This window comes from uncultured Methanobrevibacter sp. (assembly GCF_947170395.1).
Taxonomy (GTDB): Archaea; Methanobacteriota; Methanobacteria; order Methanobacteriales; family Methanobacteriaceae; genus Methanocatella.
Genome location: NZ_CAMVTE010000031.1, coordinates 16900 through 27433 on the forward strand (window position 1 = coordinate 16900; position 10534 = coordinate 27433).

General features: G+C 36.1%; 3 protein-coding genes. All 3 read left to right on the forward strand.

Annotation, left to right across the window (positions count from 1 at the left end):
• The first annotated feature begins 38 nt into the window (after nucleotides 1–38).
• Entirely contained in the window at nucleotides 39–5447 is a 5409-nt protein-coding gene (locus Q0W04_RS08525) for a hypothetical protein (RefSeq protein WP_298502060.1), read from the forward strand.
• A gap of 312 nt (nucleotides 5448–5759) precedes the next feature.
• Entirely contained in the window at nucleotides 5760–6935 is a 1176-nt protein-coding gene (metK, locus tag Q0W04_RS08530) for a methionine adenosyltransferase (RefSeq protein ID WP_298502063.1), read from the forward strand.
• A gap of 1808 nt (nucleotides 6936–8743) precedes the next feature.
• On the forward strand, nucleotides 8744–10534 hold a 1791-nt coding region (gene ileS / locus Q0W04_RS08535; RefSeq protein WP_298502066.1), incomplete at its 3' end, for an isoleucine--tRNA ligase.

The window sequence follows — 10534 nt, forward strand, 5'->3', positions numbered from 1 at the left end:
TACATTATTTAAAATAAAATTGTTGAGGTAACAAAAATATGAAAGATTACAAGATAATTTTAATTTCTTTTGTATTGTTGATTTTCTTTATTGGTGCTGTAAGTGCTGCTGATGGGGAAAACGCTGTTGCTGACAATTTGGGAACATCAACTTCAGATGATTCTATTGTTGTGGGCGATGGAGATAATGATGTAAAAGAAATATATGTAAGTACTGTCGGTGATGATTCAAACCAAGGTACTAAAGAAAGTCCTTATGCTAATGTAAGTAAAGCAGTTTCAGTTGTAACTGATTCTGATGATGCTACAATTTACATTGGTGAAGGGATTTTTCTATTAAACGAAAATTTGGATATTGATTTAGACCATGAAGTTGGGGGTAATTTAGAGATTATTGGTGCTGGTGCTGACAAAACATTTTTAGATGGTCAATCCGCATTTTGTTTTGCTACAATTGGTATTAATTCAAATGTAAAAATTAAAGATATTACTTTTATAAACTGTAAAAATCCAGATGGTGGTGTTATTAGTAATTATGGTAATTTAACTGTTGATAATTGTATATTTAAAGATTCATATGTTACAAATTTAGGAGGTGGAGCGATTTATTCTGAAGGGGAAATTGAAGATATTGAAATTGTAGATGATCAACCTAGAGTTATTATTGCTGCTCCAAATTTAAGAATTTTAAATTCACAATTTATTTCAACTTATATTAATTCAAATAATGCTAATTCACGAGGTGGAGCTATCTATGCTGTTCTTGCAGATATCTATTTAGAAAATAACACATTTATCAACACTAGGCTTTCTGAAAATGGAGGTCAGGGAGCTGCAGTTTATATTGAAGATACTCCAGCTACAATTATAAACAATAAATTTATTAACATAACCGGAACTCAGGATGCTTCTATATTTTTATTAAATCCAACAGATGCTCCTTTCATGTTTGATGAATCTGTTATAACAGGTAATGAATTTATTAATTGTTCTTGTCCTTCAGATACTTATTCTATTGTTAATTTATATCAAGGTGCTTTTAAACTTGAAAATAATGTATTTGTTAATTCCACTAACTCTGTAGGAAACATTTATGCAGGATATTCTGAAATTAGTGGATTGAAATTTGCAATGAATTACACAATATATAATGTATCAAATTATGAAGCAAGTAAAGGATTTGAATTAAATAAGATTACTGTGACTGATGATATGGGTAATATTGTAATTAAAAGTTCTATTGATGTTAATTTGAGTAGTGATGAAAATAGTATTTCTAAAACTGTTAGGCCTTCAAATGGTGTAGCTACTTTTACTTTCGATTCAGTTCCTGTAGATGGAATTTATAATTTGACTTTATCTTCCGGTGATGCAACTAGTGATGTTTTGGGTATTGTCAATGTTAGTTTAAATAATGATCCTGTTGAGTTATGGGTGTCTCCTAATGGTTTGGATGCTAATAATGGAACTTTAGACAGTCCATTTGCTACAATTCAGCATGCTATTGATGTTGGTTTTGAAAATTCATTCACTGTAGTTATTCATTTGCTTAAAGGAACTTATACTAAAGAGGGTAATGTTCAGTTGACTATTGCAAATCAAGGTAATTTGCAAATTTTAGGTGAAAAATATAATGAAACTATTATTGATGGTGAAGGAACAAGCTGGTTTTTAGCTGTAAGTACAACTAATGTTAATGTTACTAATGTGAGCTTTGTCAATGGTTATGGTAATAGAAAAGATTTAATATCTGGAAAAAACAAGTTATTCCTTGATAATTGTATAATTGATAATAATGACTTATCAAATACTGGTAGGTATTATATATTAGTTAATACTCTATTTGATAGGTTGGTTTATACTAATAATGGTGGAAGAATATCTGTACCTGGTAAAATTACTATCACTGGTTCTTATTTTGCAAATAATGTTTATAAAAATAGTCAAAGTAATGGTATCATAAATACTGCTGGTGCAACTTTTATAGATTGTAAGTTTATTAATAACACCAATGCTCAAAATGGTGGTGCAATTACAGGTTACTTTACAAGTATAAATAACTATTATGAAAATAACAGCCCTATTGAGGGTGGTGCTGGTGGTGCAGTTTACCTTACTGGAGACAGTACTTTTATAAATGACACATTTGTCAATAACCATGCAGAACAAGGTGGTGCATTTTCTGTCTTTATTGATTATGATTCTCTTTCAAGGTCTCCTAAATTGACATTTGATAATTGTAAATTTATCAACAACACTGCTTCAAATGGAGGAGCAGGTTATTTAAACTTTGGTAAATTCACTGATTGTTCATTTATTAATAACTCTGCTGATTATGGTGGAGCACTTTATTTAGCTCCGTATATTAAGGATGCTGAAACACCTGATTGGGAAAATTGTACTTTTGAAAATAATATTATGCAAAAAGTTAATGATGTTTATCTAGAATTGCCAACAGATTGGTGGATTGATGAGGAGGAAATAGAACTTGCGTATGCAATTCCATTAACCATTACATTTAACAGTCAAAATGTTACTTCATTGGTTGATGATTTGACCGCTACCGTTTACGGTCCATCAGGTGCTGTAATTGGTGCAAAATATCTTACTTTTGAATTGAATGGTACTAAAATTGGTTCTCCTGAAGTTGTAGGTAGTGTTGTTACATTTAACTATGCTGGATTTGAAGAAGGAGATTATATTTTAAATGGTGCTATGGAATATCCAAATAATGAAAATGTTATAAATTCAGGATTAATTTCTGTAAAACTTGAAAATATTCTTGACCATGTTGAGATGTGGGTTTCACTCAAAGGTAGTGATGAAAATGGTAATGGTAGTGAATCCAATCCATTCAAATCTATTTCAAAAGCTATTAAAGAAGCAGTTAAAAACTGTCGTGATATTACAATAAATATTGTTGAAGGAATTTATACCGGTGATTTAAACACAGGTTTGACTATTACATCTTTGAGCAATGTTACTTTAGTAGGTGAAGGCATTGATAAAACAATAATTGATGGTGAAAATGCAACTGTATTTGCTAAAATCACTGAAGGTAACAATAAAGTTACTTTAAAAGATTTAACTATCCAAAATATGATGCCTGCTAATGTAGAAGAGTTCATGGCAGGTAATAAAAATGTTAACAACTTGCTAAGAAAACTTGACCCACTTGCTTGCCCAATTACTGTCGATGAGGGCGCAACTCTTTGTTTAGATGGTGTTAGAATTACAAGTTGCCGTGGTGGCCCTGCTATAATCAGAAATAATGGTAAACTTAATGTTGAAAATTCATTATTCAACAATAATGGTATTTCATCACATGGTATAATCTATGGTGGTAATGTAAGTATTGACGATACTGAAATTAGCTCTAATGTTGCTGCTATTGGAATATTATATGATATTCCTTCATTAGTTGTAAATAATTCATTGATCAAAAACAATTTCAACTTGGCATACTTCTCATTAACTGGTTCATCAGGTTATAGTTCAGATGCGGTGACTATAATTGAAAATACTGTTATTTCAAATGATGGTGATAATTCTTCTTTAAGTGTAATAGGTTATAATGATACTTGTTCAATTTTAAGTCCTGCCTTCTGTTTAGCAAATAATGTTTTAGCTAACAATATATCCATGATAAACAGTTTTGGTTCTCCATTGCCAGAATATAACTTAATTTCTAGTAGTGGATCTTTTTTAAGTGCATTTGGACTTATATATGGGTCTGGAGGTAGAACTGTATCTGCAAGCAATTCAACTTTCATTAATTTGACTAACCTTTGGTCTGTAAATACTTACGGCACTGTAATGTTTAGTTTTGATGGATGTTTATTTGATGGCATTACAATGATTGCAAAGTCACTAACTCCTGGTGATGGTTCACAATACAACATTACCAACTCCGTATTTGTCAATACTGACTTAGTTATTGACAGAAACTATCGTAGTGACCGTGAAGATCCTAACTGTACTTTTGAAAACAACTATTGGGGAAGCAATGACAAACCTGCAATTAGATTTGTAAATACTGGTCAGGGACGTGCAACCTCATTTGAACCTGAAACTTGGATTACTTTATACTCTGAAGATGAACAGACTGTAATCAAAAACGTTACTGATGGTGAAAACTCAACTGCTTACTTAGGAAACGCTCCAATCAGAACTGACTATGCAGACAACAAAGGCGCCCTAGACTATGCTGTTGTATTCGGTCCTGTAGGTTACCTGTTCACTACTGATGATGACAATAACGTCATCTTCAACCAAAGCGAACCTATCTACCCATTCGTAGCTGCTGATCCTATGGACTACAGAACTTCTACAGAAATCGTTCTTAACGGATTTGAAGGTGACTTGGGTGTTATTTTCGTATTGGTTGACATTGTAGGAAACCCTATTGCAAACGCTACTATTACCTCAACATTCGGCGATTTGGCTCCTGTAAACACAACAACCGATGCCAACGGTACTTTCAAGGTCAAAGCCGGTAAAAACGGTGTCTTAAAAGTTGTATTTGCTGGTGACGATACTTACTTCGATACTGAAGGAAACCTTACTTTCGCAAACGCAGGCAAGACAGCAAAAACATTCATCAACTTCAATGAAGTTGAAGGCGACTTTGCAATCACTGGTGTTTTAGTGGATGATGAAGGCACTCCTATTGCTAATGCAGCCATTAAGGCTATCATTAACTCTAACACAACAGTAAACACTACTACTGATGATAAAGGTGCATTCAAAGTTCAAGGTTTATCCAACTGCGTAATTGATGTAATTTTCGCTGGTGATGACGTATACAACCCATCAAACGCTACAATTACATTAAACAACCTGGCACCAATTAGAGCTGCAACTGTCATTGAAGGAAACAACTACACCCAGAACGCTATCGAGTACAAACTCGGTGAAAGGGGTGGAAACTTCACTGTACAATTGAAAGACGCAAGCGGCAAACCACTTGCAAACAAAACAGTTTTAATCGGTTACAACGGTAAATGTCTCGAAAGAACTACTGACGAAAACGGTTATGCAAACGTTCAGATTAACCTTGCTTCAGAAAACAGGTTAACATTTGCAGTTGCATTCCTCGGCGACGACGAATATAACGCAACCATGTCAGTATACCTGATTACAATTACCAAAAAACCTGTTACCATAAGCGCTCCTGACAAGACTTACAAAGCCTCCGCTAAAACCAAATCCTACACAGTCACTTTAAGCACTGTAAAAGGCGTGGACGGCAAAACCTACTTCGGAGCAGGCAAAAAGGTAACCCTTAAAGTTGACGGCAAAACCTACACAGCCAAAACAAACGACAAAGGTCAGGCTACCTTTAAACTCAACATGGCTAAGAAAGGTACATTTAAAGCAACCGTCAGCTACGCAGGTGATGGTACCTACCAGGCTGCTACAAAAACATCAAAAATTAAAATCAATTAGTGGGATTAACTCTCACTAACCCTTTTCTTTTTTTAGACTCACTATTTTAAGAGCAAACATATATATCCGCATTTACAATCAACTTCAATTTTCACCAACGAAGATGTTAATGTCAAACCCGCACAATAAAATCATAACATCTAACATTAACCGTTAATATTATGGCACGTCTTTTGGTTTAAATCGCATCTGACTTACGTGCAGAAAATCCATGATTTGACAATTTTTATATAACATTTACTATAAAGATTATAATGACTATTTGATGTTGATGCATTTATATGAGAATTCAACATTGACTTCGGTGATAAAATGAATGAAATATATAGGACTTTTACATCAGAATCAGTAACTCAAGGACACCCGGACAAGGTTGCAGACATTATTTCTGATGCTATATTGGATGCGTATATGGCACAGGACAAGAATTCACATGTTGCATGTGAAACCTGTGTGACAACTGATTTCTGTATGGTATTTGGTGAGATAACCTCCGCAGCCCACATCTCAGAAGATGAAATCGAAAAGATTATCCGCGACACAATCATTGAAATAGGCTATGACAAGCCTGATTTGGAATTTGACGGTCACACATGTAAAGTTGAAAACAGGCTCCATGAACAGTCCGCAGACATCAATCAGGGTGTGGACCGTGGAGATGAGGAAACCGGAGCCGGTGACCAGGGAATGATGTTCGGTTATGCAACCAACGAAACTGAATCATTAATGCCTTATCCGATTGATTTGGCCCGTAAACTAACAAATAAATTAACCGAGCTTAGAGAAAGCGGTGAAATTCCATACCTCAGACCTGACGGAAAGGCACAGGTATCAGTAAACTATGATAAGGACGGAAACGTCGTTTCACTTGACGCCGTGGTACTGTCAACCCAGCACGACGAGACCGTATCCGACAATCAGGAACAATTAAAACAAGACATCCGTGAAAAGCTCTTCAAGGCAGTCATTCCCGATGAGCTCATGACAGAAAACACCAAAGAGCACATCAACCCAACAGGAAAATTCGAAATCGGAGGCCCTCACGGTGATGCAGGACTTACCGGACGTAAGATCATCGTCGATACCTACGGTGGATATGCACGCCACGGTGGAGGAGCATTTTCAGGTAAAGACTGCACCAAAGTGGACAGAAGCGCATGCTACATGGCAAGATACATAGCCAAAAACATCGTTGCAAGCGGACTTGCAGAAAAATGTGAAATCCAATTATCCTACGCCATCGGTGTGGCCGAACCGACCTCAGTAATGGTTGATACCTTTGGAACCAAGGCTGACATCGGCGACAAGTCAATGGCTGAAATCGTTCGTGAAAACTTCAAGCTTACTCCGGACGGAATCATCGAGACATTAGGTTTAAGGGACGCAACATACAAACAGACTGCAAAATACGGTCACTTCGGTATTGAAGGCCTTCCATGGGAGAAAACCGACAAGGCTGAAGACCTTAAAAAATACATCAAAAACTAAAACTTTTCCTCATTTGAGGAAAACCCTTTTTTTATTATTCATTTTATTTACATTGAAATGATTAAATATATATTCTATTAATTCATACTATTAGGTAGAGTTGAAATCCTTTTTGGATTTTTGATTCCAACTTAGTGTATTAAGTTATATTTTCAATATCTAATCGGCGTGCTGTGGGGGTTTTTCTCTCACAGTATAGATATTGACCTGTTTTTACATCAGCGGCTGCTGTTTTTAATTATTTAACATTTTCACATCTGTTAATGTAATGAGGGTGGAATGATTTTTTTCAGAGCCATTACAATTTCACATTTTTAAAGCAATTTAGCAGAATAAAAGCATTATTGTCATTTATTTTCGTATAATAAAGTTTTAAATAGTTTATTGGATATAATATTTGTAAACTGTAACTCTTTAAGTCCAGGGGGTGATATTATGCTTTGTTGTGATGTTGCTTTGATTTCGATTTGGAGGGTTTTCTTTGATGAGAAGTCCACTGGCAATTTAATCTATTTTATAGGGGGAATCATTGTGAGTATCCTTGCTAAATTTTGGATTGCAATGGTTTGGTACCTCATTTGTTTGTGGTGCCTGACTACTATATTCACATTGATTTTAATTAAGTCGATGTGAAGCTTGCCATGATTCTCCTTTAAATTGTAGGGATCTTCTATTTCATAGGGATTTGTTTTCCGGTAGCCTCACCGGGTTATCTCTGGGTTCAGTTGTACTTATGATGATCACTCCTTGCAATTTATAAACTTCATGATTAAGTTTATATAAGATTTGGTTCATACTATTAGGTAGAGTTGAAATCCTTATTGGATTTTTGATTCCAACTTAAGTGTATTAAGTTATATTTTCAATATCTAATCGGTGTGCTGTGGGGGTTTTTTCTCTCACAGTATAGATATTGACCTGTTTTTACATCAGCGGTTGCTGTTTTTAATTATTTAACATTTTCACATCTGTAAATGTAATGCTGATGGAATGATTTTTTTCAGAGCCATTACAATTTCACATTTTTAAAGCAATTTAACAGAATAAAAGCATCATTGTCCTTTATTTTTGTATAATAAAGTTTTATATAGTTTATTTGATATAATATTTGTAAACTGTAACTCTTTAAGTCCAGGGGGTGATATTATGCTTTGTTGTGATGTTGCTTTGATTTCGATTTGGAGGGTTTTCTTTGATGAGAAGTCCACTGGCAATTTAATCTATTTTATAGGGGGAATCATTGTGAGTATCCTTGCTAAATTTTGGATTGCAATGGTTTGGTACCTCATTTGTTTGTGGTGCCTGACTACTATATTCACATTGATTTTAATTAAGTCGATGTGAAGCTTGCCATGATTCTCCTTTAAATTGTAGGGATCTTCTATTTCATAGGGATTTGTTTTCCGGTAGCCTCACCGGGTTATCTCTGGGTTCAGTTGTACTTATGATGATCACTCCTTGCAATTTATAAACTTCATGATTAAGTTTATATAAGATTTGGTTCATACTATTAGGTAGAGTTGAAATCCTTTTTGGGATTTTTGATTCCAACTATAAAATAGATTGAATTTTTTCAATATCTAATCGGTGTGCTGTGGGGGTTTTTCTCTCACAGTATAGATATTGACCTGTTTTTACATCAGTGACTGCTGTTTTTTTGTTGCATTTTTCATATTTCTGTTTCAGCCAATCTTTTTTTTTTAAAAATCTTTCCGATTTCTAAAATATCCGATTATCGCAATAACCTTTATTTATTAATTACAACAAAAAGATACATATTATAAATCATTAATTTTTGAGGAGTTACAATGCCAATAAAAGAGGCAGATAAATCATACGATCACGATAAAATAGAAAAAAAGGTTCAAAAATTCTGGAAAGAGGAAGAAACCTTCAAAAAGGTTAATGAACTTAGAGAAAAAGGTCCAAGATACTCATTTTTAGACGGACCGCCATACTGCAGCGGAAGAATACATCTGGGTACAGCCTGGAACAAGACAATCAAGGACACATACCTGCGTTTCAAATCCATGAACGGATTCAGCCTGAGAAGACAGGCCGGATGGGATATGCACGGCCTTCCAATCGAAAACAAGGTCGAACATCTATTGAATATCCAGTCCAAACAGGAAATCGAGGAGATTGGAATCGATAAATTCGTTGATAAATGCAGGGAATTCGCCCTTGAAAACAAGGTCGCCATGGAAGAGCAGTTCGACCAGCTTGGAGTTTGGATGGACTGGGACAAGCCGTACATGACACTTGATCCCAAATACATGGAATCATCATGGTGGACACTCAAAAGGGCAAACGAACAGAACCTGCTTGTAAACGACCAGAGGGTTATCAGCTGGTGTCCTCACTGCGGAACCGCACTGGCTGCCGCTGAAATAGAATATGAGGAAAAGGTTGACCCTTCCATTTTCATAAAGTTCCCTGTAACTGGAGAGAAAGACACATATTTCCTTGTCTGGACAACAACTCCATGGACACTTCCGGCAAACCTCGCAATATGTGTAAATCCGGAATTTGATTACGTTTACGTTTTAAAAGATGGCGAAACCTACATTTTAGCCGAAAACCTGATGGAAGACGTTTTGGGAAAACGCATCAAAATCCACAGGACCAAAATACCTGCCGAAAATGAGGATGAAGAGGATAAGGTAATCGAAGAGGAAGAAGTGATGTATGAAGTCATAAGGACAGTTAAAGGGTCTGACCTTGTTGGCATGGATTACGATTACATTTTGGCAGATGAAATTCCAAAGCAGATGGAATTCGACTCAGAAATTGAAAAGGTTCACACAATACTTCCTGGAGACCACGTCGAGCTGGGTGAAGGTACAGGCCTTGTACACACAGCACCCGGACACGGTCCGGACGACTTTGAAGTCGGTCAGAAATTCGGACTTCCGATATTCTGTCCTGTCGGAGAGGACGGATGCTTTACAGAAGACGCAGGAAAATACACAGGCAAATTCACAAAAGAGGAAAACGACCAGATTATTGAAGATTTACAAAATAAAAACCTGATGTACCGTGTGGAGACAATCGAGCACAGATACGGTGTATGCTGGAGATGCAAAACCCCTATCATCTACAGGGCAACCAAACAGTGGTTTTTAAAAGTAACAGACATCAAGGATAAGATGCTTGATGAAATCGCCAATGTCGAATGGGTGCCTAAATGGGCCGGTGAAGGAAGGTTCCATGACTGGGTTGACAACGCACGTGACTGGACAATCTCAAGGCAAAGGTTCTGGGGTATCCCTATTCCTATCTGGGAATGTCCTGACTGCGGAGAACTCAAGGTAATAGGTTCTTTAGATGAATTGAAAGAGGAATCCTTAAACGAAATCACAGTTTCAGACTCAGAGCTTATCCACAGGCCGTACGTCGATGAAGTTGAAGTGAAATGTGACAAGTGCGGAGCTACCATCAGAAGAATCCCTGACGTGCTTGACGTATGGATAGATTCCGGTGTTGCCGGATGGGCATCACTCTACTACCCGGCTGAAGACAACAGCTTCGAAGACTGGTTCCCATATGACTTCATTACAGAAGGCCATGACCAGACCAGAGGATGGTTCTACTCACAG